This window comes from Nocardioides sp. NPDC092400, assembly GCF_040684155.1.
Taxonomy (GTDB): Bacteria; Actinomycetota; Actinomycetes; order Propionibacteriales; family Nocardioidaceae; genus Nocardioides.
On record NZ_JBFBFJ010000001.1, the window covers coordinates 1,461,792 to 1,486,237 of the forward strand.

Genomic DNA, 24,446 nt, shown 5'->3' on the forward strand with positions numbered 1-24,446 from the left:
ACGGGTCACGTGGCGGTCGTCGGGCCGGCCAGCGCCTCGTCGTGGTGGGCCGCGTCGCGAATCTCCCCGACCAGCTCCTCGAGCACGTCCTCGAGGGTCGCCAGCCCGATCGTGCGGCCCTCGCCGTCGACCACCCGGGCCATGTGGGCGCCCCGCCGCTGCAGCGTCTCGAGCGCGTCGTGCAGCGACTCGTCGGCCGTCACCGGTGCGAACGGGCGGATCCACTTGTCGTCGACCGGCCGCTCGCGACGCTCCTCGTCGGGCTCGAGGACGTCCTTGATGTGCAGGTAGCCGACGAGGTCGCCGTCGTCGCCCGCCACCGGGAACCGGCTGAAGCCGGTCGCCGCGCAGAGCGCCTCGACCTCGGCCGCGGTGGAGCCGCGGCGCACCAGGGTGAGGCTCGCCGTCGGCATCAGGACCGAGGCGACGGTCTTCTCGGTGAAGCCGAGCGCGCCGGCGAGCCGGTCGTACTCGTCGGCCTCGAGGAGGCCCTCGCCGCGCGACTCCTCGACGAGCGCGGCCACCTCCTCGCGCGTGAACGCCGAGGTCAGCTCGTCCTTGGGCTCGACCCGCAGCAGGCGGAGCACGCCGTTCGCGGCGGCGTTGAGCACCACGATGAGCGGCTTGAGCACCGTGACGACGCCGAGCAGCGGCGGGCCGAGCACCATCGCCGCGCGCTCCGGGCCGGCGATCGCGATGTTCTTGGGGACCATCTCGCCGAGCACGACGTGCAGGTAGGTGACCAGGCTCAGCGCGATCACGAAGGCGATCGGGTGCAGGAACGCGTCCGGCACCCCGAGCGCGTGGATGCCCGGCTCGATGAGGTGCGCGATCGCGGGCTCGCCGACGGCACCGAGGCCCAGGGAGCAGATCGTGATGCCGAGCTGGGCGCCCGCCATCATCAGCGAGACCTGCTCCATGGCCCGCAGCGTGGTGCGCGCCATCCGCGAACCGGCCTGGGCGTGCGGCTCCACCTGGCTGCGGCGGGCCGAGACGAGGGCGAACTCGGCACCCACGAAGAAGGCGTTGAGGGCCAGCAGGACGAAGACCAGGAGGACGCCGGCGGTGTCGCTCATGAGCGGTCACCCTCCCCGTCGGCCTGCTTCGCGCGGCCGTGGGACCGCTCGCCCCGGGACGCCTCGACCGGGTCGCCCTCGTGCAGGCGCAGCGAGAGCCGGTCGATGCGGAGCCCGTCCATGTGCTCGACGGTCAGCACGGCCAGCTGCTCGCGCGGCTGCTCGGGGTCGCTCAGGTCGGGCACCGGGACCTCGGCGATGTCACCGGCGACCGGGACCCGGCCCAGCACGCGCAGCACGAGGCCCGCGACGGTGTCGTAGTCCTCGTTCTCGGGGAGGGCCACGCCGGTGAGGTCCTCGACCTCGTCTGGGCGCAGCAGGCCGGAGACCAGCCACGAGCCGTCACGGCGCAGCCGGGCCCGGGAGCTCATCCGGTCGTGCTCGTCGGCGATGTCGCCCACGATCTCCTCCACGACGTCCTCGAGGGTCACGATCCCCGCGTGGCCGCCGTACTCGTCGAGGACGACGGCCATCTGGAAGCTCTCGTTGCGCAGCTGCGCCAGGAGCGGGTCCAGGCGCAGGGTGTCGGGGACGACGATCGGCTTGGCCATCAAGTGCTTGACCTTGGTGGTGCTGCGCTCGTGGACGGGCAGGGCGACGGCGTTCTTCACGTGGACGGTGCCCACGACCGCGTCCTCGTCGTCGAGCACCGGGAAGCGCGAGTGGCCGGTCGAGCGGGCCAGCTCGATGACCGCCGACGCGCGGTCGTTCGCCTCGAGGCTGTGGGTGCGCACGCGCGGGGTCATGATCTCGCCCGCGGTGCGGGTGCCGAACTCCACCGAGCGCTCCATCAGCTCCGCGGTGTCGGCGTCGAGGGTGCCCTCGTCGGCCGACCGGGCGATGAGCGAGGCGAGCTCCTGGGAGCTGCGCGCCGAGCGGAGCTCCTCCTGCGGCTCGACGCCGAGCCGGCGCACGAGCGCATTGGCGGAGTTGTTGAGGATCCGGATCGGCACCCGGTTCACGGCGGTGAACAGCCGCATCGGGCGCTGGGTGGCGCGCGCGGTCTGCAGCGGCAGCGCGATCGCGAGGTTCTTGGGGACCAGCTCGCCGAAGAGCATGGTGAGCACCGTGCCGGCCACCAGGCCGAGGGCCACCGCCACGGGCGAGACCGCCCCGTCGGGCACGCCGACCGCGCCGAGCGGCTCCTCGATCAGGTCGGCGATCGCCGGCTCGGCGAGGAAGCCGACGCCGAGGTTCGTCACGGTGATGCCGACCTGGGCGCCGGAGAGCTGCGTCGACAGCGACTTCAGGGCGTTCTGCACACCCTGGGCGCCGGTGTCGCCGGCGGCTGCCGCCTGGTCGACCTTCGAGCGGTCGACCGTCACGAGCGCGAACTCGGCGGCGACGAAGATGCCGCAGGCCGCCACGAGCAGCAGGGCGACCGCGAGCAGGACGAGCGGGGTCATGGGCGCTCTCCCTCGGAGGAGAGCGGGCTACTTTGAGAGCCGTCCATCGGGGGTTCTCTGGGTCCTTGTCGTCGTCGTTCAGGGCCGGTGAGGCGCCCACGATACAGGGGCTGCGGGCGGTCCTCCCAGTCCGGCCGGTCCCAGGTCCCAGCCGTTCGCGCTGCCGGCATGGCCCATCCGGGCCATGCCGGACCGGCGCGTCACAGGAGGCACACCGGCCCCAGGAGCGCCAGACTGGTGGCCGGCGGTCGGGGGGTCGCTGCCGCACGCCCACCCCACCCCGTCCGAAGAGCCGGAGCCCGCCCGTGACCGACGCCGCGACCACCGCGACCCCACGCAGTGGCGCGACCACCGGGTCGACGTACCGACCGGCCCGCTACCCCGGCGCTCCCCTGCTCGGCACCCAGGCGCGGCACCTGGTCACGCGGTTCTCGTACGGCGTGACGCCTGCACTCGCCGCGGAGGTGCGCGCAGCCGGAGGCGCCCAGCGGTGGTTCCAGCGCCAGCTGCAGCCGGACGCCGTGGCGGACCGCGCCGGCGCCGGCCTGCGTCAGTGGTGGCCCAGCCTCGACCGGCGGCCCGAGGACCTCTGGGAGCGTCAGGTGGCCGAGGTCGAGGGCGGCTGGGAGGTCATGGAGGACTACGCGCGCTGGGCGCTCCTGCGGCGGATGACGTCGCGGCGCCAGGTGCTCGAGGTGATGACCGAGCTGTGGGAGAACCACTTCAACGTGCCGGCCTCCGGGGACGCGCAGTTCACCCACCGCGTGTCGTACGGCGACACGATCCGCACCCACGCCCTGGGCCGCTTCGAGGACCTGCTGCACGCGGCGGTCACCCACCCGGCGATGGGCATCTTCCTCGACAACGCGGTGTCGACCGCCAAGCACCCCAACGAGAACCTCGGCCGTGAGCTCCTGGAGCTGCACACCGTCGGCCGCGGGCAGTACGACGAGGACGACGTGAAGGCCTCGGCCCGGATCCTCACCGGCTACCGCGTGGACATGTGGGACACCTGGGCGGCCACGTACTCGCCGCGGGACCACTGGGTCGGCCCCGTGCGCGTCATGGGCTTCAGCGACGCCAACGCCGACCGCGACGGCCGGGCGGTCGTGCGCCGCTACCTCTCCTACCTCGCCCACCACCCCGCGACGGCCCAGCGCGTCGCACGCCGGCTCGCGGTGAAGTTCGTGCGCGACGACCCGCCGCAGGCGCTGGTGGACCGCCTCGCCCGCGTCTACCTCGATGCGGGCACGGAGATCCGGCCGGTCCTGCGGGCCCTCGTCGCGACCCCGGAGTTCAAGGCCTCGGTCGGCAGCAAGGTGCGCGACCCCGGTGAGGACCTCGTCGCGACCTACCGGGCCCTGCGGGCGAGGATCACCCGCGTCACGGGCGCGAAGGCCGAGGAGCAGGCCGCCCGGGCCGTCCTGTGGCAGGTCGGCAGCCTCGGCACGAGCCCCTTCTCCTGGCCCCGCCCCGACGGCCAGCCGATCGACAGCGAGTCGTGGTCGTCCCCGTCGCGGGTGCTGGCCTCGATGGACCTGCACTGGACCCTCGCGGGCGGCTGGTGGCCCAAGGTGGGCGTCGCCTACCGCACGCCGCGCCAGTGGCTCCCGCGCAAGAAGCTGCGCTTCGACCTGCTGGTCGACCACCTCAGCCAGGAGCTGCTCCACCGCCGCTCTACCGCCACGCTGCTGCGCGCCTGCTGCGAGGCGTGCGTGGTCGCTCCCGGCGAGGTGATCAGCGCCGACCACGGCCTGGTGAAGTGGGACTTCCACCGGCTGCTGGGCACGATCCTCGACTCCCCCGCCCACATGACCCGGTGACCACCATGACCTCCTCCCCCACCCCGTCCTCGAGCGCTGCTCCGTGCTGCGCGGAGTTCGCCCGGCTCTCCCGCCGCGGCCTCCTCGGCGCGCTCGCCCTGGCCGGCACCGCCACCGCGGTCGGCTCCGCCGTCGTCACCGCCTCCCCGGCGCGGGCGGCGTCGGCCGACTCGGTGCTGGTCGTGCTGTCGCTGCGCGGGGCCGCCGACGGCCTGTCGCTGGTCGTGCCGCACGGCGACCCCGTCTACTACGCCGCCCGGCCCCGCATCGCGGTGCCCGCGGCCAGCCTGCTGGCCAAGGACGACATGTTCGGCCTGCACCCGGGCCTCGCCCCGCTGCTGCCGCTGTGGCGGTCGGGACGGCTCGCTGCCGTGCAGGCCACCGGGCTGCCGGCCCCCAACCGGTCGCACTTCGCCGCGATGGAGGAGGTCGAGGACGCCAACCCAGGCTCGGCGACCCGGCAGGGCTGGCTCAACCGGCTCATCGGCACCGACGCCAACCGCTCGCCGCTGCAGGCCGTCGGCATCGGCGGCGGTGTGCTGCCGACCAGCCTGTACGGCGCGGAGCCGGTCATGTCGACCGGCGACGTCGACTCGGTGGCGGTGCCGGGCGACGACAAGTGGGACACCGCCGGCGGGCGCGTCCGGTCGCTGCACACGATGTGGGACGGCGACGCCGGGCCGCTGGGGCGCGCCGTGCGCTCGGCGTTCTCCGCGGTGGACGCCTTCGGGCCGGCCCGGGAGACCCCCGACCACTCCGCGGCGTACCCCCGCTCCGACCTCGGCCGCGCGCTGGCGCAGGTCGCCCGCATCGTCCGCGGGGACGTGGGCGTCGAGGTCGTCACCGTCGACCAGGGCGACTGGGACATGCACTCCGACATCGGCACGCTGCAGGGCGGCCGGATGCGCCACAACGTCGAGGACCTCGCCGCCTCGGTCGCGGCGCTGTTCGCCGACCTCGGGCCGCTGGCCGACAAGGTGACGCTGGTGACGATCAGCGAGTTCGGGCGGCGGGTCGTGGAGAACGACAGCCACGGGCTCGACCACGGCTACGGCAACGTCATGCTGCTCGCCGGCGCCGGGGTCAAGGGCGGCCGGTACCACGGGACGTGGCCGGGGCTGACGAACACCCTGGACGCCGACCTGCTGGTGACCACCGACTACCGCAGCGTGCTCGCCGAGGTGGTCTCGACGCGGTTCGGCGCCTCGACCGCCCGGGTGTTCCCGGGCTTCCGGCCCGAGCAGGTGGGCGTGATGACCTCGCTGTGAGCGGGCCGCTGGACGAGAACGTGTTCCACCCGCCACAGTGACGACCGTGCGCGTCGTCCAGTGGGCCACCGGCGGGGTCGGCAAGGCCGCGATCGAGACCCTGCTCCTCCATCCCGAGCTCGAGCTGGTGGGCTGCTGGGTGCACTCCCCCGACAAGCACGGCCGTGACGTCGGCGAGCTGATCGGCCGCGACCCGATCGGGGTCACCGCGACGACGAGCCTCGACGACGTCCTCGCCCTCGAGGCCGACTGCGTCGTCTACTGCCCGCTGGTGCCCGACCGCGACGAGGTGGCGACGCTCCTGCGCTCGGGGGCGAACGTCGTCACGCCGGTCGGCTGGTTCTACCCCTCCGAGCGCAGCGGGGCCCCGTTGGCGGCGGCCTGCGCCGAGGGCGGCACGACCCTCCACGGCACCGGCATCAACCCCGGCGGGATCACCGAGCTCCACCCGCTGGTGTTCTCCGCGCTGTCCTCGGCCGTGACGTACGTGCGCGGGGAGGAGTTCTCCGACATCCGCACCTACGGCGCGCCCGACGTGGTCCGCTACATCATGATGTTCGGGGGCCCGCCCGAGGAGGCGATGGGCGGCCCGATGCTCGGGCTGCTCTCGAGCGGCTTCGTGCAGTCGGTCCGGATGTGCCTGGACACCCTCGGCTTCAGCGCCGACGCCGAGATCAGCACCTCCCAGGAGGTCGCCGTGGCGACGGCACCGATCGACTCCCCCGTCGGCACCATCGAGCCGGGTCGCGTGGCCGGGCAGCGGTTCGTGTGGGAGGCGACCGTCGGGGAGCAGGTGGTGGTCCGGGTCGCGGTCAACTGGCTGATGGGCGAGGAGCACCTCGACCCGCCGTGGACCTTCGGCCCGGAGGGCGAGCGCTTCGAGGTCGAGGTCCAGGGCGACCCCCCGGCGTTCGTCACGATCAAGGGCTGGCAGCCGGCGACGGTCGCGGAGGGACTGGTCCGCAACCCCGGCGTCGTGGCCACCGCCGCGCACTGCGTCAACTCGGTCCCGTACGTCGTCGCGGCCGAGCCCGGGATCAGGACCTACCTCGACCTGCCGCTGGTCGCCGGCCGGGCCCACCCCGACCTCAGGTAGCGCCGAGACGCGCGGTACCGGGCGGGTCGTGCCCCTGGCGCCGCCCTCGCCGATCCGGTAGACCACCGGCATGGTGGACCGTCCGCGCGACCGGCCGGCGCCGCGGATCGGCCGGCGGCGCCTGGTCGCGGGCGCCGGCGCGGCTGCTGCGGCCGCGGCCGCCGGCGTCGCCGGGTGGGAGCTGGCGCCGCCCTCGTTCACGGCGCGGGTCCAGGCGCAGCTCGGCATCGAGCCGGAGGCCTTCGTCCCCGACGCCCCGGAGGGCCAGGTGCGTCTCGAGCGGGTGTCCTCGGACGCGATGGGCCCGGTCGACCTGTTCACCGCGGTGCCCGCCGGCCACGGCGACGGCGCCGGCCTGCCCGTCGTCGTCGTCCTCCACGGCGCGAGCGCCTCGGCCGACCAGCTGAGGGGCTTCGGCCTCGCGCGGTTCGTGACCGCCGCCGCCGAGGCCGGCTCCACGCCGTTCGTGCTCGCCGGCACCGACGACGGACCCGCGGGATGGGTGCCCTCCGGCGGGAGCGACCCGCAGCGGATGCTGCGCGAGGAGCTGCCCCGGTGGCTGGAGGACCGCGGCTACGACGCCGGCCGCCGGGCGCTCTGGGGCTGGTCCCGCGGTGGGCACGGCGCCCTGCGCCTCGTCCTGGAGGAGCCGGGATGGGCCGCCGCGCTGGCCCTGTTCAGCCCGGCTCTCGGCGAGGACGACCCCGTGCTGGCGGACCTCGGGCCGCTGGCCGGCGTGCCGTGGGGCCTGCGGTGCGGGGCCTGGGACGCGTTCCGCGGCGGCTCCGAGGCGCTCGCCGCAGCCGCTCCGACCGCCCCCGACCCCTGGGTCGCCGGCGACGGCGGCCACACCCGGGCCTACTGGAACGGACACACGCTGGCGGCCTTCGCCCACCTGGCGCGCCGCCTCTAGGGCTCCGCGTCCGGTCCCCTGTCCGCCTCCTCCTCCCTCTCCTCCTCGGGCCGCCCACCGCGCCGCTCGGCGCGCGCGTCGGCCGCCTCGTCGCCGTGGAAGAGCCCGCTGTGCCGGTCCTCGCTCTCCACGTCCCGGACCCGGGGACCGGGGCCGGGCTCGCCGACGAGCTGGACGCGCTGCCGCGGCAGCCCGGCATCGCCGTGCTCGCGCACCCAGGCGACCAGGTGCTCGCGCACGAGGCACCGCAGGTCGAACAGGCGCGCCGCGTCGCTGGCGGTGACGAGCGCGCGCAGGCGCACCCAGCCGCCGACGGCGTCGGTCACCTGGAGCACCTTCACCCGGCCGTCCCAGAGGTCGGTGCTCTCCAGGACGCGGTCCAGCTCGGTGCGCATCGCGTTCACGTCGACCCTCCAGTCGACGTCGAGCTCGACCGAGCCGAGGAGCTCGGAGCTGTGCCGAGTCCAGTTCTGGAACGGCGTGCTGGTGAACCACGTGCACGGCAGGACGAGCCGCCGGTCGTCCCAGGCGCGCACGACGACGTAGCTGAGGGTGATCTCCTCGATCCAGCCCCACTCCTCGTCGACGATCACGACGTCGTCGATCCGCACCGCGTCGCTGAACGCCAGCTGGAGGCCGGCGAAGACGTTGCTCAGGGTGCTCTGGGCAGCGACGGCCGCCACGACGCTGATCAGGCCGGCCGAGGCCAGGAGGCTCGCGCCGACGGCCTCCACCCCCGGGAAGCTCAGCAGCACCGACCCGGTGACGATGACGACGCCTGCCGCGATCGTGAGCCGCCGGATGATCAGCACCTGCGTGCGGAGCCGGCGCGCGTGCCGGTTGTCGGGGACGTCGGTCCGGTTGCGGCGCAGGCCGAGGTCCTCGACGAAGAGGACCGCCGCGGTCAGCAGCCAGCCGACCGCGCCGATCGTGAGGACCTGCTCGACCTGGTGCAGCCACCCCCAGTCCCTGTCGGCGGAGCGCTCGAAGCGGTCGAGCGCGGGCCGGAGGGCGAGGACGAGCACGAGCACCCGGAAGGGGAACCGGACCACCCGGTGCAGGTGCGCCGCGGGCTCCCAGCGCCGACCGAGCAGGGAGGCGGCCAGCCAGGAGAGGACGATGACGACGAGGGCGACAGCGAGCGCCACCCCGGCCGCCCCCAGCTCGTCGGTCCAACGCGTCATCGCGCCGCCCGGGAGGGGCTCACCACCGCCGGGTCACAGCGCGATGATCGCGATGATGATCGCGGTCACCACCAGCGACAGCAGCAGCGAGCCGAAGCAGCCCAACCGGTTGCTGAAGAAGAGGAACACCGATCACTCGCCGCCGTCCGCGTCGGCGACGTCCGGCGCGTTCTTGGAGGGTTGGGCGTCCTGGTCCTCGGTGCCGGGGTCGCCGCCCTCCGCCGCGCCGTCCACCGAGGGCCCGTCCACGCCGGCGTCAGCGTCGGCGTCCACCGAGGCGGGCCCGGTGAGCGGCGGCTCGGCGTCCTGGTCGTGCCCGTACGACGGCTGGGGGTCGGTGCTGCTCGAGTCGGTCATGACGGGTCGGTACCCCACGCCCCGCCGCGGCATCAGTCGCCCCTCCGGGTGAGGTACGACGCCATCCACGCCGGGCACCTCTCCCCGGCAGCACCCCCGAGCCGCGCACCCCGCCGCTCGGCCACCGAGAAGGAGCACCCCCTGTGAAGCGAGCACTCATGCTCTACGTCGTCCGGCTCCTGTGGGCCGGTCCGCAGCGCAGCGGCAACTGACGCCCGCGGGCCGACACCGGTACCCGGTCGACCACGACACGAGGCCGTCCCCTGGCGGGGACGGCCTCGTCGTGGTTCCGGGCCGGGCGCAGGCAGCGCCCGGGTGGTGGTCGGTCGGTCAGCGCTTGCCGGACCCGCCGGAGCGCCGGGCCTTCGCCTGGTCCACCGCCGACTTGATCCGGGCCTGGTTCTCGGGCTTGCGGGCCTCGCTGTACACCTTCTTGGCGACACCGAGCAGGGCCGCCGTCCTCATGATCTTCATGCCGGTCAGGTACCCCGACCGCCGCCGAACGAGTCGCTCACCCGGTCGTGACCCAGGACTCGTGCCGCCAGCGGGCCACCCGCGGCCCGCGCGGCCAGGGCCTCGGCGAGCGAGTCGTCCGGCCCCGCCACCACGGTGAGGTTGCCGGCCCGCCGGGCCCGCAGCGTGGCCGGCTCGGCCGCGACCAGCGTGCGGGCGAAGACCGACCGCAGCCCGGCGACCGCGTCGCGGGTGGCCGCGAACGGCGCCCGGTCGCTGAGGTTGAGCAGGAACCAGCCGCCGGGGAGCAGCACCCGCGCGACGTCGGCGAAGAACGCCGTGGTCACCAGCTCGGCGGGGACCCGCCCGGCGTCGTACGCGTCCAGCACCACCAGGTCGGCGCAGTCGTCCCGGAGCCCGGCGATCCCGGTGAGCCCGTCGGCCGGCCGCACGCGGATGCCGCTGCGGCGCGGCAGCGGCAGCCGGTCGCGGACGAGGGCGGTCAGGGTCTCGTCCGGCTCCAGCACGACCTGCCAGGACCCGGGTCGGGTCGCGGCGACGTACCGCGGCAGCGTCAGGCCCGCGCCGCCGACGTGCACCACGCGGGTCGGCTCCCCGGCGGGGAGGTGGAGGTCCACGACGTCACCGAGGCGGCGCACGTAGTCGAACGCGAGGTGGGTGGGGTCGGCGAGGTCGACGTAGGACTGGTCGCGGCCGTCGAGGCGCACCAGCCAGGAGCCGGCGCGGTCGGCCGGGACGACCTCGCGGTCGGTGCCGGTCACGACGGGCGTGGGGCGTACATGATGACCGCGACGCCGACCAGGCACAGGAGGGCGCCGCCCACGTCGTAGCGGTCGGGCCGGAAGCCGTCCACGACCATCCCCCACGCGAGCGACCCGGCGACGAAGACCCCGCCGTACGCCGCGAGGATGCGGCCGAAGCTCGCGTCCGGCTGGAGGGTCGCCACGAACCCGTAGGCCCCGAGCGCGACCACCCCGGCACCGATCCACAGCCAGCCGCGGTGCTCGCGGACCCCCTGCCACACCAGCCAGGCGCCGCCGATCTCGGCCAGCGCGGCGAGGCCGAAGAGGAGCAGCGAGCGGACGACGCTCACGCGCCCTCCCCCCGCAGCAGGGCGGTCATCTCGGGCAGCTCGAACACCTCGGCGACCGCGAACCCGGACTGCCGGCCGAGCGTCGGGTCCGCGCCCGCCCCGAGGAGCCGGGTCACGACGTCGGCGCGTCGGCGGAACACCGCCGCGCCCAGGGCGGTCTGGCCGCGGTCGTTGACCCGGGAGTGGTCCGCGCCGCGCTCGAGCAGCCCCGCCACGAGGTCGACGTGGACGTGGTACGCCGCGAGCAGGAGCAGGGTGTCCCCCGAGCTGTTCGTCAGGTCGACCGGCAGGCCGGCGTCGACGTGCTCGAGGAGCAGCGGGTCGCCGGCGCGCGCGAGGTCGAACATCGACTGCAGGAACGACAGCTCCTCGTCGGTCAGCCCCTGGCCCGGCCCGTCGTTCATGCGGGCCACGGTAGCGACGCGCGCGGCGGGGTAACGGGGCGCCATGAGCGAACAGCCCGAACGTCCCGCCCAGCCGGGCACCGAGACCCACGTCGCCAAGGAGGTCGTCGCGGACGTGCAGGCGGCGCTCGACGCCACCTTCAACGCCCGCGGGGGCGGCGCCGCCCAGGACGCCGAGGCCCACCTGCGCGACCAGCTCGAGCAGCGCGGCGTCCTGGACCGGCTCTCCGGCGCGTGGGTCGAGCAGGCCGCCGGCCGGATCGCCGACGGCGAGCCGGTGGTCGCCGAGCCCGGCGACGCGTGAGCGCATGAGCACGATCAGCTGGACGACCGACCCGGTCGACCTCCCGGGCGTCGACCCCGCCGACCCGCCCAGCGAGCTGGTCCTGGACCGGCTCTGGCACGGCGGCTGCCCCGTGGACTTCGGCTGGGCACGCGCCACGGGCATCGACGTGGTCCTCGACCTCGCGGACGCCGACGCCCATCCGCCCGCGGCGGAGATCGACGGGCTGATCTACCTCAAGTGCCCGCTGGTCGACCACGACACGGTCCCCGACGAGGGCCTGACGCTGCGCCTGGCTGCGTTGGTCGCGGGCCTGGTCGAGGACGGGCACCGCGCCCTGGTGCACTGCACCTTCGGACGCAACCGGTCGGGCCTGATGGCGACGCTCGTGGTCCGGGAGCTGCTCGGGCTCACCGGCGCCGACGCCCTCGCCCACGTCCGCGCCCGCCGTGACCGGGTGGCCAACAACACGGCGTTCGAGGCCTGGCTGGAGTCGCTGCCGGCTCCGCGGTGAGTCCTGCTCACGGGGCGCCCGGCGAGGTCAGAGCGGGTGGCGCCAGTGCCGCAGCTCGGCGGAGAGCCAGCCGAGGTCGCGGCCGCGATGCCGGCAGTCCCAGATCCGGAACACCAGCCCGCCGAGCTCGGCCACCCGGTCCAGCAGCCCGAGCCCGGCCCACCCCCGCACGTCGTGGCCGTAGGCCCGGCAGAACGCGGCGTACGTCGTGGCGTCGACCTCGCCACTGCGCAGCCGCCGGGCGACCGGGGCGAGGTCCAGCTCGCGCGGGGCCACCGCTGCCCAGTCCAGGTCGATCAGCCGCGGGGCGGCGCCGTCGAGCAGCACGTTCGAGGGAGAGACGTCCCCGTGGACCGCGCCCCAGCCGAGCTCGGACCAGGTGGCCGCGACCGCCTCGAGGAGCACGTCGCGGGCACCGGCGAGGACCTCCGCCTGCTCCGCGGGCAGCGCGGCCGCCTGGGAGGCCACCCGCGAGAGCGGCTGCCACGGAGGCAGCGGCGCGCTCGCGTGGTCGTCGTGGAAGCGCCGCAGCAGGGCGCCCACCTCCGCCCACCCGACCGGGTCGGACGAGCCCAGCCAGGGCGCGACCGTGACCACCCCGTCCGGTGTCGACACCGGCGCCGCCACCGCGACCGCACCCGTCCGGCTGCCCCGCAGCCCGGCCCGGACCTGCTCGACGTGCGCCGGGTCGGTCCCGGGCGGGTAGACCTTGACCGCCCACGACCCGCACCGCAGGACGACGGTGGTGAGGGCGCTCACCGGCTCGAGGTCGCCCGCCCGGCGCCGGACCCCCGGCGGCAGGTGCGGCACCGCCGTGCGCCAGGCACGGACCGCCTCGGGGAGGCCCCACCCGGGGGCCGGCAGTGGGAGGGGCTCGGGTGCCGCGAGCCGGGTCCCCGGAGCGGGGCCGGCGGGGACGGCGGGCTCGGCGGGGACGGCGGGCTCGGCGGTGTCAGCGGGCGCGACGGGCAGGGGCGACGTCATGGCTCCTCGGGGCGGTGGACGGGGACCTCCCGGCCGACCCGTGGAGCGTCGGAGAATTCTGCACCGGTCCGGGCCCTCCCCGCCGCGGAACCGGCCGGGTGCCCGGTGTCCGCGGGCGTGAGGCGCGTCTTCCCCGCAGATCGCGCCGTGGGACGATTCCCGGCATGGCGGCCTACTGGATCAGCACGTACGTCGAGGTGACCGACGAGGAGAAGCTCGCGGCGTACGCAGCCCTCGCGGGGCCCGCGCTCGAGGGCGCGGGAGGGACGTTCCTCGCCCGCGGGCTCCCCGAGCAGGTGTACGAGGCCGGGCGGAGCACCCGGACCGTCCTCATCGAGTTCGCCTCCGTCGGGGCCGCGGTCGCCGCGCACGACGGGTCGGCCTACCAGGAGGCGCTGGCCGCGCTCGGCGACGGCGCCGTGCGCGACCTGCGGATCGTCCCCGGCGCCTGAGCCGGGCCGCCTCCGAGGAGCCTCCGGGCCGCCTCCGGGCCGCCTCCGGGCCGTCTCCGGCCGCTTCGCCGGGCTTGGGTCGATGCCTAGCCTGGGCGTGATGCGACGACCGGCGGTGGCCCTCGGTCTCGCCGCCGTCCTCGCGGTGGCGGGCTGCGGATCGACGAGCGATGGCCCGGCCGTCCCCGACGCTGACCGGACCCGCCCGACGGGCTCCTCGGCGGCTGCTCCCAGCGGGCCCCCCTCCAGTGCCACCCCCGGTGCCACTCCCGATGACCCGGAGCGACACCAGGCACTCGTGGCCGCGCTGGACGCGCCGCCCCAGCCCCCGCGGACCGCGGCCCGGCTCGTGGACGGGCTGGTCGCCGCGGAGCGGGCGATCGCCGACCCGGCCACGGCCCCGGACGTGCTGTCCGCGGCCGCGCACGTGCAGCAGGTGGCCTACCGGCGCCTCGGGCAGCGGCCGGCGTGGGACGCCGCGGTGCTGCGCAGCGTGCCGCCCGGGCTGCGGAGCACGGTCCGCGCCAACGTCGCCTCCCGCCGGGAGTTCCAGTCGATGAGCTCGACCCCCAGCGACACCCTGCCGGCCTGGCGGATCGTCGAGCCGGAGCCGGCCGACCGGCTGCTCGCCCACTACCGGGCCGCCGAGCGCCGGTTCGGTGTGGACTGGGAGTACCTGGCCGCCATCAACCTCGTCGAGACCGCCATGGGGCGCATCCGGGGCACGTCGGTCGCCGGTGCACGGGGGCCGATGCAGTTCATCCCGGCGACGTGGGCGCAGTACGGGCGCGGGGACATCGAGGACGCGGGCGACGCGGTGATGGCCGCGGCCCGCTACCTCGACGCACGAGGGTTCACCCGGCCCGGTGGCCGGGCCCGTGCGCTGTACGCCTACAACAACCACCCGGCGTACGTCCGCGGCGTCACCCGGCTCGCGGAGGTCATGCAGGACCGGCCCCGCGCCTACCTCGGCTACCACCGCTGGCGGGTGTACTACCGCAGCGCCGCCGGCGACGTGCTGCTGCCCGTGGGCTACGAGCGCGAGCGGCCGGTACCGGTGCGCCGGTGGCTGGCGCGCCGGTCCGACGGCTGAGCGCGAGCGCGGGGCGGCTCAGCAGGCGGCGTACGGCGCGCGGGCCACCGCGGCGCCGGAGGTGACCTGCTTGCCGCGCGCGAGGGACCAGCTGCGCTGCCAGTCGGAGTCGACCTGCGCACCGTTCATCTCCGCCCTGCCGCCGACGAGGCTGAAGCGGGGCACGAGCCGGCGGCCGAGGTGCGCCTGGCCGCCGGTGACGGTGGCGACGGGCCTGCCGTCGACGAACCAGGTGGTGTGCTTCGGCGCGACCTCGACAGCCATGTTGAACGGCGTCTCGGCCAACCGCACGTCCGGCAGCCGGCGCGACCAGACCGCGCCCGCGCGCTGCGACCGCACCCCGACGCCCACGCCGGACGACCCCATGGTGACGTCGGCGACGACGACCGACTCGGGCGGGCACTCGGTCACCTCGGTGCCCTCGGGGACGAGGTCGAGACGGAAGCGGAACGGACGCGGCCCGCCCTCCCAGGCGTGGCCCTGGAGCCGGAACTCCCAGCGCCCGGTCGAGCGGCTGTTGCCGCGCAGGGTGGCGGTCGTCGTGCCGCGGTCGCCGGTGCCGCCGTGCTTGAGCTTGCTCTGCAGGACGAGCCCGCCGTTGAACGGCGTCGCACGGCCGGTGCCGTCGGAGGTGTCGAGCCAGGTCCCGCGGCGCTGGGTGCCCTTCGACGGCGGGGACGTGAGGTCCTGGCCGCGCTCCCAGGCGAAGTCGAACAGCGTCGAGCCCCACCGGTAGCGCTCGCTCGCCGTGGGACGCACCGCGCTGCGACCGGGCGCGACGGCGCGGGGCGCGGGGACGACCGGGGTCGGGCGCGGCAGCACCTCGCCCAGGCCGAGGACCGAGAAGTACGCCGGGAACGAGGCGTACCAGCCGATCCGGTTCCGCCCGCGGTCCCAGCGCTCCTGCCGGGCCCGCAGGACCCGGTCGCCGAGCACCGGTGCGGTGACGCGGAACGTCGCGTGCCCGGCGTCGTCGGTGACGCCCTCCTGGATCGTGCGCCACCGGTTCCCGTCGTACCGCTCCTGGAGGAGCACGGTGCGGCCGGGGATCGGCGGCGGCGTGCCGAGCGCGGACCGCACGGCGGGGGTGGTGTCGGCGACGACGGTGAACGGCAGCAGCGGCGCGACGGCGTGGAACGGGGAGTCGGCATCGGCACCGCGCAGGGCGAGCGTGATCTCCTGGGGGCGGGCGTTGAACAGGCGCGAGCGGGTCGCGACCCCTCCCCCGGCGACGCGGTACTTGATGTCGAACATCGACGGCGCGGTGAAGGTGTAGTCGAAGCCACCTCGGGCGTCGGTGCGGAAGGCGGAGTCGGGGACGTCGAGCCACCGGTCGCCGGGACGGTTCATGTGCGACTGCAGGTGGACGGTGCGCCGGCCGGTGCGGCCGACGTTCCCCCGGAACCGGACCGCCTGGCCCGGCACGTAGACCGGCGGGGTGACGGTCAGCGTCGCGCGCCGCGCCGCCGGTGCGGGCGCTGCGGCCGACGGCACTGCGGCGGCGGTCGAACCACCGGAGGCGCTGGCGGAGGGGACGTCGACGGTCGTGGCGAGGGTCGGGACGAGGAGGGCCGCGGCGAGGGCCGCGAGGAGACGGTGGGAACGGTGGGGGCGGGGCGTGCGGGGGGTCACGCACGGGATTCTGAGGTCGACGCGGCCAGATCCCCGCACCCGTCCTCCGATCGGAGGATGCCCCCCGCCCGGCCGGGTCAGCAGCCGTACGACGGTGAGCCGATGCCCGGCGAGCCGGGGACACCGGATGTCGCTGCGCGTAAGATGATCGAGTTAGCAGACTTGGGCGCAGACTTGGGCGCAGACGTCCGGACAGGCACGGGAGGTGGCGGCGCGGTGCTCGCACGGTGGGGCTGGGACGCGGAGGACACCGTCGTGGTCGGGGCTTGGTTGGAGCTGTGCGCCGTGCTGTTCCTCTGGGTGTCGTGACCTCGTCCGAGCTCAGGGCCCGAGCAGGCCGATCACCGTCGCCCGGTCCACCGCCTGGCCGCGCGAGGAGACCCCCGGCTTGCGGTAGATGGCGGAGACCTCGGAGGCGACGGTGTTGCTGCACAGGTGCAGCCGCTGGGCGATGTCGGCGAGCCGCAGGTGGGTCTGGAGGTACGGCAGGTGCCGCAGCTCGGCCGGGGAGCGCGGAACGTCGGCGGGCGACTTTGCGCGGCCCGGCAGCACTTCGTCGATCTCGCGCAGCAGCTGCCGCACGCTGGACCGGTCGCCGCGCACCCAGCGGACCTGGGCGAGCTGGAGCATGCTCCTGCACGCCAGCCACGGCGGCGAGCGCGGCGTCTCGGGAGGCAGTGTCGAGGCGGCCTCCACCCTCGGATCCGCTGGGGCCGCTGGTCACGGCCACGCCGTAGGCACGGCTCCGGCGGTCCTTGCGGGGTCGGAGGTCCCGGACGAACGGTCTTGTGGCGCCGTGGATCCCGCCCCCGACGGCCCGTCCGGTCGGCCCAGGCTCACCCCTCCGAGGCGTCCTCCAACGGCGTCGCCGGCTCGTCGCGCCCGAGCAGCGCGGCGTGCCCGACGCCGGCGATGGCGGCCCCCGCCAGCGGGGCGAGGATGAAGAGCCACAGCTGCGCGATGGCGTCACCGCCCGCGAAGAGCGCCGGGCCGATCGAGCGGGCCGGGTTCACCGACGTGTTGGTCACCGGGATGCTGACCAGGTGGATCAGGGTGAGCGTCAGCCCGATCGCCAGCGGGGCGAACCCCTTCGGGGCACGGGTGTCCGTCACCCCGAGGATGACGAGGAGGAACACGGCGGTCAGCACGACCTCGATCACCAGCGCGGCCAGCAACGAGTACCCGCCGGGCGACCGGTCGCCGTACCCGTTGGAGGCGAAGCCCGACCCGCTCGCCGAGAACCCCGGTTGGCCCGACGCGACGAGGTACAGGACGGCGGCGGCGACGACGGCGCCGACGACCTGGGCCACGACGTACGCCGGGACGTCCCTCCACGCGAACCGGCCGCCGGTCGCCAGCCCGACCGTGACGGCGGGGTTGAAGTGACCGCCGGAGAGGTGCCCCACGGCGTAGGCCATGACGAGCACGGAAAGCCCGAAGGCGAACGAGACCCCCAGGAACCCGATGCCCACGAGGACGCCGCCGGCCACGACCCCCGACGCGAGCACGGCCGCGCCGCACCCGCCGAGGACGAGGACGAAGGTGCCGAGGAGCTCCGCCGTCAGGCGCTGGACCGTCGTGGTCGGGTCGACCATGGTCGTCTCCTCCCGGCCGGGGATCGGGGACGTGGCCCGGCCGTCCCGCCAGCCTGGACGGGCGCCGGCCGGTGCGCCTCACCCAGAACAGATGAGACGCCGTGGCTCCGTCCGGGCTGAGCGGACCCGTCGTCCGAGGTCGAGGTCCCGCGGCGGCCTCGGGGAGGAGTCACGCCGGACCCGTTTGGACCGCCAACCCAGGTGGGACGCTCCGGTCGGGGCACCCACCGACGGGGCCCACGACGAGCAGGGAGAGCCGGATGGCGAGGAACGGGAAGAGCTACGGGCCGGGGGCGACCGCGTTCCTGGTGGCCGTCGTCATCTTGGCGGTCATCGTCATCGTCCTCTGACGAGGGCGCCAGCCGGATCGGGCACGCAGGCCGCTCGCGCGCGGCGATCAAGGGCATGCTGTCCAGATGCCGGAGTTTCGAGACGTCGAGGAAGCCGTTGCGCACCTCGCGCGCGTCGAGTCGCTCCCCTTCTCGATGTACGGCATCGGTGCTGCAGGTCACGAGATCCGGGTCGAGGTCGACCGTCGGAGCGTGCACGAGGCGCGTGCCTGGTTCGACCGCCACCGGAGCAGGCTCGCCGACGGGCGCGGCGTCCCGGTCGCGGTGGTCGGCCGCCGAGGTCCTTGCTGGACCACTGGGCCGGTAGGCGGCCCGCACGTGCGACCGACCGACATCGACCTCGCTGCCCTCGCGGGTTGCACCGCTCAGCACGCCGCGCGGAGCGCCGGGCCTGAGGGCGGTTCTGGCCTACTCCCGCTTCGGGGAAGGATCCGCGCCTGGGCAGACCGCGGCGACGCGCGCGGCCAGCTCCGCGAATCAGCACCGGTTCTTGACGAGCGTCGCGCACAGTCGACATCGCCACCGGCCCGGCCCGCCTGTGCGGTCGAGGGCGCCGGACACTGCTGGCTCCGGGTCGGGATCGTCGGCGCACTCGCGTGCAGGGACGTCGCCGTGCGCACGTCGGTCGCCCAGCCGCGTCGACTGCTCAGGGCCCGCGGCGCGGAGAACCGCCGGCGTCAGTCGTCCTCGTCTGTCGAGGCGGCCACGTCGGCCCGGTCCTGGGGTTCTGCCGCGCCGGGCATCGGCTGGATCAGCTGGTAGACCGAGTACGTCTGGCGGCCGTCGTCTGCACCCGCATGCGGACCCTGGGTGCGGCGCCGCCAGTGCTCGACCACGGCATTGATCTCCGACGACAGCTCGCGGGACTCCTCGGCCGTCAGCCGGACGGCGTGCTCCGAGACGCTCCTGGCGTGGTCTCCCCCGGGGGCGAGGGCCTGGTCGACCAGGTGATGACCCCAGGCGACGGCACTGCGCTGGAACACGGCGTACGCCGCCCTCCCTCCCGGTCGATCGAGCACGTCGCCGGTGCGGAAGTTGATGCCCTCCTCGTCGGCGAGCCGCCACACGCGGTCGCGGCGGTCGCGAGCCTCGTCGGGTGCCTCTTCGACCAGGCCGTACTTGGCGAGCTGGCGCAGGTGGAAGCTGGCCTGGTTCGCCGGCACGTCGAGCAGTCGAGCGATGTCGGCCGCACGCAGCGAGCCAGCGGCGGAAAGCTCGGACAAGATCCTGTTCCGAGTCGGGTGAGCGACCGCGCGGAGGATTCGAGGGTCGTCGTACGTCGCCATGGGGCCACCCTAAGGCGACCCGCACCGGGCATTGCGCACTGTTCATTGCGCACTATATGTTGCGAGCATGCCGGCCTACCGCACGCTCGCCCGCAATCACGACTTCCGCGCACTCTGGATCGGACAGACCGTCTCGGAAGTGGGCAGCCGGATGTCGATGTTCGTGTTCCCGCTGCTTGCCTACCTGCTCACCGGATCCGCGCTCGTCGCGGCGGCAGCGGAGGCGCTCCACCTGCTCGGGCTGGCCGGCGCACTGCTGCCCGCCGGGGTGCTCGCGGACCGGGTGGACCGTCGACGGATCATGCGGGCGGCCAGCGGCGCCGGCGTGTGCCTCTACTCCTCGCTCGCCGTCGCCGGTGCGCTCGGTGCCCTGACCGTCCCGCACCTGATGGTGGTTGCGCTGCTCACCGGCGTCGGCGCCGGGGTGTTCATGCCCGCAGAGATCGCCGCCCTCCCCCTGGTGGTCACGCGCGAGGAGCTGCCGACCGCGCTCAGCCAAAATCAGGCGCGCCTCCACGTCGCGGCCCTGGTCAGTGCCCCGCTCGGTGGCCTGCTCCTGGGGGTCCTTCGGTGGTTGCCGTTCGCGGTCGACGCAGTCACCTTCGCGTTCTCGTGGGTGCTGCTGGGCCGACTGCACACCGACCTCTCCCCCACCTCCGCGAGCAGCGGCCGGCGGCGGCCGTGGGCGGAGCTGGCCGAGGGGGTGCGGTTCGTGTGGTCGCGGCCGTTCTTCCGGGTGCTGATGATGTGGAGCGCGCTGACGAACCTGGCTGTGAACGCACTGTTCTTCCTCGCCGTCCTGCGGCTCGTCGGCAGCGGCACCGACGCCGTCCACATCGGTCTCGTCGAGGCTGTTGCCGGGGCCGCTGGCATCACCGGGGCCGTGCTCGCGCCGTGGCTGGTCGAGCGGCTGGCGACCGGCCACCTGACCGTCGCCATCGCTTGGTCCTTCGTGCCCCTGGTCGTCCCGATGGCGCTGTGGAACGAGCCGCTCGTCGTCGCAGCCGCCCTCGGCACCGGCATGCTGCTCAACCCGGCGGGCAACGCCGGTATCGCGTCCTACCGGATCGCCGTCACTCCTCCCGAGCTGGTCGGCCGCGTGCAGTCGACCTCTCAGTTCGTGTCGATGTCCGCGATGCCGCTCGCGCCGTTGCTCGCGGGGGTGATGCTGGAAGCCTGGGGTGGCTCCGCGGCGATACTGGCGCTCGGTGCGTTCATCGTCGTCGTCGCGTGCCTGCCGACGTTCTCCCGATCCGTGCGCGCGGTGCCGCGACCGGCGGCGTGGGAGCGGTTCGTGGCGCCCGGGGCGGTCGCGTCGCCGGCGGCTTGAGCGCGCGGCCCCAGCGGGACAGCCGATGGGCGCCCCTCCCGGCTCCCCGCGGGCGATCCCCGTCGACATCACGCTGAAGGAAACCCTGCCGCTCCCAGGTTCCGCTGGTCGCGCGAGCCGCCGAACGACCGCCGACACGACGCGCGCCGCGTTCGTGTGCCCGGGCGGCTGCCCGGGGACAGCCGGGGGCAGCCGAGAACCGGAAGCGCCACGACGTCGACCGATCGAGGTGTGCGCGCCTGCCTCAGCCGCGCTTGCGACCGAAGAGCGGGTTGGCGCGGAGGTACCAGAGCGACCCCAGGAGCGCTGCCGCCCACACGAGCGGAACCAGGAGCCAGAGCGCGGTCATGGCCGGAGGCTACCGGCGGACTCCGGCCGGCGCCGGCCATCCGCTTCGTCGGCAAGCAGTGTCGCGGAGCGACGAAGGCCGTCCGTGCCTGGGGGCCTCGTCCCGACTAGTCGATGATCCCGAACCCGGTGATCGGGACGTCCTGCGCAGGGCCGTCCCGCGGCACGACGATGACGCGGTGCACGTCGAGGGGCGACACGATCGGTACGCCGTCGGGCGCGTGCCAGGTCAGGCGGTTCTCACGCAGGTCGCCGCGGCACCCGCGTGGTTCGCCGAGCTCGTCGTGGTCCATCAGCACCAGGCTGCCGCCGTCCTCCAGGACGGCTTCGTCGACCTCGAAGGGGCAGCTGCTGCTCCCGTGGGTGACCAGGCGGACCTCCAGGCGGTCATCCCTCCCCACGTAGATGCGCGCTGACCCGGGGCGCTGACCGCGCGGACCTGTGACGACCCCTTGTCCCGGCGTCGCGACCGTGCCGCGCAGGGTCTCAGGACGCATCGGCGCAGACCGTTGCCAGCGCCCGGCTGCGTCCTCGGGCGGCTGCGCGCTTCCGACCCGGCGCTCGGTCGAGGCCGATGAGGGCTGGCGAGGTCCCACGTCGGCGCAGGCGACGGCACCCAGGGCCAGGGCCGCCGCAAGCGCGGTGGCCGGAAGGGCTGCTCGGATCGTCACGGTCGATCTCCATCCGGCGAGCTGCTCGAGGTGCGTTCTGGGCTACGACGCCGCGGGGCGGGCGATCGGTTCCGTCGCAGCCGCGGTGGTGGCTGACAGGTCGTCGAACGATTGGGTGCCGCCCGGATGGCTCCCGTGGGACGGTCGAGCAGTCGCCGGTGCCGACGTGGGTAGCGTGAGCGGCGTGCACAGCGCTCGCGTCCTCCTCGCGCTTGTCTGCAGTGCGGCGGTGACGAGCGGCTGCTCGACGATGGACGGTGCGACCGCGGACGGGTTCGTCTCTGGCGACGGCGTCGTGCAGGTGCTGGCTGAGTCCGAACGCGAACGCCCGGGCTCCTTGGAGGGCGACACGCTCGACGGCGGTCGTGCCTCGCTCTCGGACTACGCGGGGCGACCGCTGGTCATCAACGTGTGGGCCCAGTGGTGCGTGCCATGTCGGGAGGAAGCACCCGAGCTCGCCGAGGCCGCGCGGATCCTGGCCGAGGACGGCGTGTCGGTCCTCGGCATCAATACCAGGGAGACCGACACCGCGGCGGCCGCCGCCTTCGTCCGGGAGTTCGACCTTCCGTACCCCAGCATCCTCGACGAGGACGGGACGGCGCTGCTCGCGTTCGCCGGCTCGCTGCCGGCCAACGCCATCCCGACCACGCTCGTCCTCGACGCACAGGGACGCGTCGCCGGACGGGTGCTCGGCGAGGTGTCCACCTCGACACTGGTCGACCTGGTTGAGGAGATCGGCTAGGCGGGGCGGACCACGCCATGAGGTTCTTACCACCAGGGCGGAACGTGCTCCGAGACGTCCCGGCGAGCCCTCGGGAGGCGGCGTTCGCCCTGTGTCCGGACCTGTCGAGGACGGGTGTGCGCTCGTCCGAAGCGTGCAGAACCATGGTCTGAGCCGCGCACGGAAGGCCGTCATCATCGTTGGCAGTGGGCTGGTCCCGATGTCCCTCGGGGCGGCCGTCGAGGGCGCCTGGCCAGATCACAGCCGGCCCGCTGGCTGACAGGAGCGACCGGACTCGTCGTGATCACGGTGCTCGCCCTGGGTCTCGACGAGATGCTGATCCGACGGCGCCGACGCTCCGACTTCGACATCGCTGCCGGTTGACCCGCGCCCGACAGCGGCCCGCGTCGGGCCAGACCCATCTCGCGTGCGCTCCGTCCTGGCACCCGGGGGCTCCGACAGTGCGCCACGACGGCGATGCGGAGGTCGCCGATGCGGGAGGGGCAACCACTCGGGTCACACTTGGACGGTGACTGCGACGGAGGCGATCTCACAGCGAAGAGCGACCAGGATCCCCGGCGCCTGGCTCCTGCCCACCGTCGCGGCGGTCCTCGGCGGCGACATCGGTGACACCGAAGAGATGGTCGGGCACACCGCTCTCCTGGTGCTCGGGATCGGCGCGGTTGCCGGTGTGCTCTGGCAGTTGCTGCACCCCCGCGACTTGACGGACAGGTTCACGTTCGTCGCATGCTGCGTGGTCGTGGGGGCGACGTTCCTCGCGCTCGTGCCGTCGGGATTCCTGCTGGCGAACTCGGGTCCCGCCCACGCCCTGGCCGGGACGCTGGCGGGCGTGGTGCTGACCGAACGGTGGATCCGTCGAGGGAGTCGGCCGCCGGGCTGACGCGTGCCGGCCCTCTGCATGGCGGGAGCGCCCCGGTCCGTGCGCCCGAGGATGGCTTCGACCGCGCTGCACCGACTCGCTGTCAGTCTTCGAGGAAGTGAGCTCGGCTCTGGATCACCAGGGTCGGGACTCGCTCGAGGTAGCCGGGAATGGCCACCCAGCGGCCCTGGGAGTCCGTCAGCGCATGAAGAGAGCGACATGGACGACGAGCGCGCACCAGGCGATCGTCACACCGAGTGCTGCGCCGACCACGACCCCGAGGCCCGCGGACCGCGTCCGTCGACCCAGACACATGCCGAGCCCGAAGACCGCCAGCAACGAGCCGATCTCGACGACCGCTTCGCCCAACGGCTGCAGCTCGGCGTGCCGCGGCACGAGGACGCCACACGCCACGAGGACGAGCAGAGCCGAGGCGACCAGGCCCGCGCCGAAGCGGGCCGGAGGAACGACGCTCGTCCCCCGTGCACTCACCATCTCCGGGTCGGTCATGAGGCACATGCTCCCACTCACCTCAGACGTGTCCGGATCTCACGCCGCGGGAATGGCGGCACGAGCGGGCGCTTGCTCGTCGTGCTGGTCTGGAGCGCGCCGAGCCCCGTGGACCTGGACGCTCGCAGGCTCGCAGTCCGCGCGGCGCTCGACCAAGAACCCGAGCTGGCGCACCGAACGTCGTGCCGGCTGCGCGCAGTCGCGGGCAGATCGGCGGTACCACCGAGTGTCGTACCGAGCTCGCCCGGCGCTCCACGCTCGAAGCAAGAACCCCCACCTCTCGCAGAACCGCCGGGCGCGCTTGTCGCCCTCCACGACGTCGATCAGCACGTCACGCCCAGTCGGGGCGGCTGCAGGGTGGTGCACCCAGCAGAGACCCGCACCACGCGGCTAGTCGGTGCACTGGCCCCATGCACCAGCTGCCCACGTCCCAGCACCGGTGCGCCAGACCTCGACCTGCAGGACACGCGTTCCCTCCCCGTTGAGGAGGTCGACCACGCGCACCGCGCTCCGGGGCCCGCTGCCCACGTCGTGACCGCGCGCCTGGGTCCGTAGCGACACGACGCTTCCGAGATCGGTACGGGCCAGCATCTCGTCCTGCAACGCCCGCCAGGTCCGCGCATGGGCCACATCGATGTAGCGGCTCACGCAGTCGTCTTCAGGGGTGGTGCCGCCACCACTCGAGCAGGCGCTCACCGCAGCG

General features: G+C 74.4%; 27 protein-coding genes. 11 read left to right on the top strand and 16 right to left on the bottom strand.

Going from position 1 to position 24,446, the window contains the following annotated elements; translation table 11 throughout:
• Nucleotides 1-5 precede the first annotated feature (5 nt).
• Nucleotides 6-1,076, bottom strand: a complete 1,071-nt coding sequence (locus AB0N29_RS07235) for a hemolysin family protein (RefSeq protein WP_364865315.1) — start codon at nt 1,074-1,076, stop codon at nt 6-8.
• A complete protein-coding gene (locus AB0N29_RS07240) occupies nt 1,073-2,482 on the bottom strand; it encodes a hemolysin family protein (protein ID WP_302266620.1) in 1,410 nt (469 codons plus the stop codon). The genes AB0N29_RS07235 and AB0N29_RS07240 overlap by 4 nt, the downstream gene beginning before the upstream one ends.
• 305 nt (nt 2,483-2,787) lie before the next feature.
• Between AB0N29_RS07240 and AB0N29_RS07245 the strand changes: the two genes are divergently transcribed.
• From AB0N29_RS07245 to AB0N29_RS07260, 4 genes are all read left to right on the top strand, one after another.
• Nucleotides 2,788-4,305 carry a DUF1800 domain-containing protein gene (locus AB0N29_RS07245; protein WP_364865320.1) on the top strand — a complete coding sequence of 506 codons (1,518 nt, stop codon included), beginning with the start codon at nt 2,788-2,790 and terminating at the stop codon, nt 4,303-4,305.
• A 5-nt stretch (nt 4,306-4,310) separates the two neighbouring features.
• Entirely contained in the window at nt 4,311-5,573 is a 1,263-nt protein-coding gene (locus tag AB0N29_RS07250) for a DUF1501 domain-containing protein (protein WP_302266622.1), read from the top strand.
• A 46-nt stretch (nt 5,574-5,619) separates the two neighbouring features.
• Complete coding sequence (locus AB0N29_RS07255) at nt 5,620-6,669, top strand: hypothetical protein (RefSeq protein ID WP_364865322.1); 1,050 nt, start codon at nt 5,620-5,622, stop codon at nt 6,667-6,669.
• A 70-nt stretch (nt 6,670-6,739) separates the two neighbouring features.
• On the top strand, nt 6,740-7,582 hold the full coding sequence (locus AB0N29_RS07260) for an alpha/beta hydrolase-fold protein (protein ID WP_364865324.1): 843 nt from the start codon (nt 6,740-6,742) through the stop codon (nt 7,580-7,582).
• On the opposite strand, the gene AB0N29_RS07265 is transcribed toward AB0N29_RS07260, so the two are convergent.
• The 6 genes from AB0N29_RS07265 to AB0N29_RS07290 form a co-directional block, all read right to left on the bottom strand.
• Nucleotides 7,579-8,766, bottom strand: a complete 1,188-nt coding sequence (locus AB0N29_RS07265; RefSeq protein WP_364865326.1) for a mechanosensitive ion channel domain-containing protein — start codon at nt 8,764-8,766, stop codon at nt 7,579-7,581. The two genes, AB0N29_RS07260 and AB0N29_RS07265, sit on opposite strands and share 4 nt — an antisense overlap.
• Nucleotides 8,767-8,898: 132 nt before the next feature.
• Nucleotides 8,899-9,123 carry a hypothetical protein gene (locus tag AB0N29_RS07270; RefSeq protein WP_302266626.1) on the bottom strand — a complete coding sequence of 75 codons (225 nt, stop codon included), beginning with the start codon at nt 9,121-9,123 and terminating at the stop codon, nt 8,899-8,901.
• A gap of 330 nt (nt 9,124-9,453) precedes the next feature.
• The gene (locus AB0N29_RS07275; protein ID WP_302266627.1) at nt 9,454-9,597 is read right to left on the bottom strand and encodes a hypothetical protein; all 144 of its coding nucleotides are present in this window, start codon (nt 9,595-9,597) and stop codon (nt 9,454-9,456) included.
• A 5-nt stretch (nt 9,598-9,602) separates the two neighbouring features.
• Nucleotides 9,603-10,358, bottom strand: coding sequence for a fused MFS/spermidine synthase (locus tag AB0N29_RS07280; protein WP_364865330.1), 756 nt, complete (start codon nt 10,356-10,358; stop codon nt 9,603-9,605).
• Nucleotides 10,355-10,690, bottom strand: coding sequence for a YnfA family protein (locus AB0N29_RS07285; protein WP_302266629.1), 336 nt, complete (start codon nt 10,688-10,690; stop codon nt 10,355-10,357). Before AB0N29_RS07285 ends, AB0N29_RS07280 begins: the two co-directional genes overlap by 4 nt.
• Entirely contained in the window at nt 10,687-11,094 is a 408-nt protein-coding gene (locus tag AB0N29_RS07290) for an ankyrin repeat domain-containing protein (protein ID WP_364865333.1), read from the bottom strand. Before AB0N29_RS07290 ends, AB0N29_RS07285 begins: the two co-directional genes overlap by 4 nt.
• A gap of 43 nt (nt 11,095-11,137) precedes the next feature.
• Here AB0N29_RS07290 and AB0N29_RS07295 point away from each other — a divergent pair, with 43 nt between their 5' ends.
• Entirely contained in the window at nt 11,138-11,398 is a 261-nt protein-coding gene (locus tag AB0N29_RS07295) for a hypothetical protein (RefSeq protein WP_364865336.1), read from the top strand.
• 4 nt (nt 11,399-11,402) lie between these two features.
• A complete protein-coding gene (locus AB0N29_RS07300; RefSeq protein ID WP_364865338.1) occupies nt 11,403-11,891 on the top strand; it encodes a dual specificity protein phosphatase family protein in 489 nt (162 codons plus the stop codon).
• 27 nt (nt 11,892-11,918) lie between these two features.
• Here the strand turns inward: AB0N29_RS07300 and AB0N29_RS07305 are convergent, their stop codons facing one another.
• A complete protein-coding gene (locus tag AB0N29_RS07305) occupies nt 11,919-12,875 on the bottom strand; it encodes a hypothetical protein (protein ID WP_364865340.1) in 957 nt (318 codons plus the stop codon).
• 164 nt (nt 12,876-13,039) lie between these two features.
• Between AB0N29_RS07305 and AB0N29_RS07310 the strand changes: the two genes are divergently transcribed.
• Both AB0N29_RS07310 and AB0N29_RS07315 read left to right on the top strand, forming a co-directional pair.
• Nucleotides 13,040-13,327 carry a DUF1330 domain-containing protein gene (locus AB0N29_RS07310; protein WP_364865342.1) on the top strand — a complete coding sequence of 96 codons (288 nt, stop codon included), beginning with the start codon at nt 13,040-13,042 and terminating at the stop codon, nt 13,325-13,327.
• Between the two features lie 298 nt (nt 13,328-13,625).
• Complete coding sequence (locus AB0N29_RS07315) at nt 13,626-14,420, top strand: lytic transglycosylase domain-containing protein (protein WP_364865344.1); 795 nt, start codon at nt 13,626-13,628, stop codon at nt 14,418-14,420.
• An 18-nt stretch (nt 14,421-14,438) separates the two neighbouring features.
• Here AB0N29_RS07315 and AB0N29_RS07320 read toward each other — a convergent pair whose 3' ends face one another.
• From AB0N29_RS07320 to AB0N29_RS07335, 4 genes are all read right to left on the bottom strand, one after another.
• The gene (locus AB0N29_RS07320) at nt 14,439-16,052 is read right to left on the bottom strand and encodes a hypothetical protein (protein WP_364865346.1); all 1,614 of its coding nucleotides are present in this window, start codon (nt 16,050-16,052) and stop codon (nt 14,439-14,441) included.
• 321 nt (nt 16,053-16,373) lie between these two features.
• On the bottom strand, nt 16,374-16,682 hold the full coding sequence (locus AB0N29_RS07325; RefSeq protein ID WP_364865348.1) for a hypothetical protein: 309 nt from the start codon (nt 16,680-16,682) through the stop codon (nt 16,374-16,376).
• Between the two features lie 206 nt (nt 16,683-16,888).
• The gene (gene aqpZ, locus AB0N29_RS07330) at nt 16,889-17,647 is read right to left on the bottom strand and encodes an aquaporin Z (RefSeq protein WP_364865350.1); all 759 of its coding nucleotides are present in this window, start codon (nt 17,645-17,647) and stop codon (nt 16,889-16,891) included.
• Between the two features lie 1,027 nt (nt 17,648-18,674).
• Nucleotides 18,675-19,283, bottom strand: a complete 609-nt coding sequence (locus tag AB0N29_RS07335) for a helix-turn-helix domain-containing protein (protein ID WP_364865352.1) — start codon at nt 19,281-19,283, stop codon at nt 18,675-18,677.
• Nucleotides 19,284-19,350: 67 nt separating this feature from the next.
• On the opposite strand from AB0N29_RS07335, the gene AB0N29_RS07340 reads away from it, so the two are divergent.
• Complete coding sequence (locus AB0N29_RS07340) at nt 19,351-20,613, top strand: MFS transporter (RefSeq protein WP_364865353.1); 1,263 nt, start codon at nt 19,351-19,353, stop codon at nt 20,611-20,613.
• A gap of 455 nt (nt 20,614-21,068) precedes the next feature.
• Here AB0N29_RS07340 and AB0N29_RS07345 read toward each other — a convergent pair whose 3' ends face one another.
• On the bottom strand, nt 21,069-21,362 hold the full coding sequence (locus AB0N29_RS07345; protein WP_364865356.1) for a hypothetical protein: 294 nt from the start codon (nt 21,360-21,362) through the stop codon (nt 21,069-21,071).
• Nucleotides 21,363-21,816: 454 nt separating this feature from the next.
• Here AB0N29_RS07345 and AB0N29_RS07350 point away from each other — a divergent pair, with 454 nt between their 5' ends.
• Both AB0N29_RS07350 and AB0N29_RS07355 read left to right on the top strand, forming a co-directional pair.
• On the top strand, nt 21,817-22,374 hold the full coding sequence (locus tag AB0N29_RS07350; RefSeq protein WP_364865358.1) for a TlpA disulfide reductase family protein: 558 nt from the start codon (nt 21,817-21,819) through the stop codon (nt 22,372-22,374).
• A 508-nt stretch (nt 22,375-22,882) separates the two neighbouring features.
• Nucleotides 22,883-23,254, top strand: coding sequence for a hypothetical protein (locus AB0N29_RS07355; protein ID WP_364865360.1), 372 nt, complete (start codon nt 22,883-22,885; stop codon nt 23,252-23,254).
• A gap of 177 nt (nt 23,255-23,431) precedes the next feature.
• Here AB0N29_RS07355 and AB0N29_RS07360 read toward each other — a convergent pair whose 3' ends face one another.
• Entirely contained in the window at nt 23,432-23,743 is a 312-nt protein-coding gene (locus AB0N29_RS07360; protein WP_364865362.1) for a hypothetical protein, read from the bottom strand.
• A gap of 390 nt (nt 23,744-24,133) precedes the next feature.
• Nucleotides 24,134-24,391, bottom strand: coding sequence for a hypothetical protein (locus AB0N29_RS07365; RefSeq protein WP_364865364.1), 258 nt, complete (start codon nt 24,389-24,391; stop codon nt 24,134-24,136).
• Between the last annotated feature and the right edge of the window lie 55 nt (nt 24,392-24,446).

Excerpts from the sequence above, each read along its gene's own strand:
- AB0N29_RS07235 (WP_364865315.1), bottom strand. The coding sequence starts at position 1,076 with ATGAGCGACACCGCCGGCGTCCTCCTGGTCTTCGTCCTGCTGGCCCTC.
- AB0N29_RS07240 (WP_302266620.1), bottom strand. The coding sequence starts at position 2,482 with ATGACCCCGCTCGTCCTGCTCGCGGTCGCCCTGCTGCTCGTGGCGGCC.
- AB0N29_RS07250 (WP_302266622.1), top strand. The coding sequence starts at position 4,311 with ATGACCTCCTCCCCCACCCCGTCCTCGAGCGCTGCTCCGTGCTGCGCG.
- AB0N29_RS07260 (WP_364865324.1), top strand. The coding sequence starts at position 6,740 with ATGGTGGACCGTCCGCGCGACCGGCCGGCGCCGCGGATCGGCCGGCGG.
- AB0N29_RS07265 (WP_364865326.1), bottom strand. The coding sequence starts at position 8,766 with ATGACGCGTTGGACCGACGAGCTGGGGGCGGCCGGGGTGGCGCTCGCT.
- AB0N29_RS07270 (WP_302266626.1), bottom strand. The coding sequence starts at position 9,123 with ATGACCGACTCGAGCAGCACCGACCCCCAGCCGTCGTACGGGCACGAC.
- AB0N29_RS07275 (WP_302266627.1), bottom strand. The coding sequence starts at position 9,597 with ATGAAGATCATGAGGACGGCGGCCCTGCTCGGTGTCGCCAAGAAGGTG.
- AB0N29_RS07290 (WP_364865333.1), bottom strand. The coding sequence starts at position 11,094 with ATGAACGACGGGCCGGGCCAGGGGCTGACCGACGAGGAGCTGTCGTTC.
- AB0N29_RS07295 (WP_364865336.1), top strand. The coding sequence starts at position 11,138 with ATGAGCGAACAGCCCGAACGTCCCGCCCAGCCGGGCACCGAGACCCAC.
- AB0N29_RS07300 (WP_364865338.1), top strand. The coding sequence starts at position 11,403 with ATGAGCACGATCAGCTGGACGACCGACCCGGTCGACCTCCCGGGCGTC.
- AB0N29_RS07305 (WP_364865340.1), bottom strand. The coding sequence starts at position 12,875 with ATGACGTCGCCCCTGCCCGTCGCGCCCGCTGACACCGCCGAGCCCGCC.
- AB0N29_RS07310 (WP_364865342.1), top strand. The coding sequence starts at position 13,040 with ATGGCGGCCTACTGGATCAGCACGTACGTCGAGGTGACCGACGAGGAG.
- AB0N29_RS07325 (WP_364865348.1), bottom strand. The coding sequence starts at position 16,682 with ATGCTCCAGCTCGCCCAGGTCCGCTGGGTGCGCGGCGACCGGTCCAGC.
- aqpZ (WP_364865350.1), bottom strand. The coding sequence starts at position 17,647 with ATGGTCGACCCGACCACGACGGTCCAGCGCCTGACGGCGGAGCTCCTC.
- AB0N29_RS07335 (WP_364865352.1), bottom strand. The coding sequence starts at position 19,283 with ATGGCGACGTACGACGACCCTCGAATCCTCCGCGCGGTCGCTCACCCG.
- AB0N29_RS07340 (WP_364865353.1), top strand. The coding sequence starts at position 19,351 with ATGCCGGCCTACCGCACGCTCGCCCGCAATCACGACTTCCGCGCACTC.
- AB0N29_RS07360 (WP_364865362.1), bottom strand. The coding sequence starts at position 23,743 with ATGACCGACCCGGAGATGGTGAGTGCACGGGGGACGAGCGTCGTTCCT.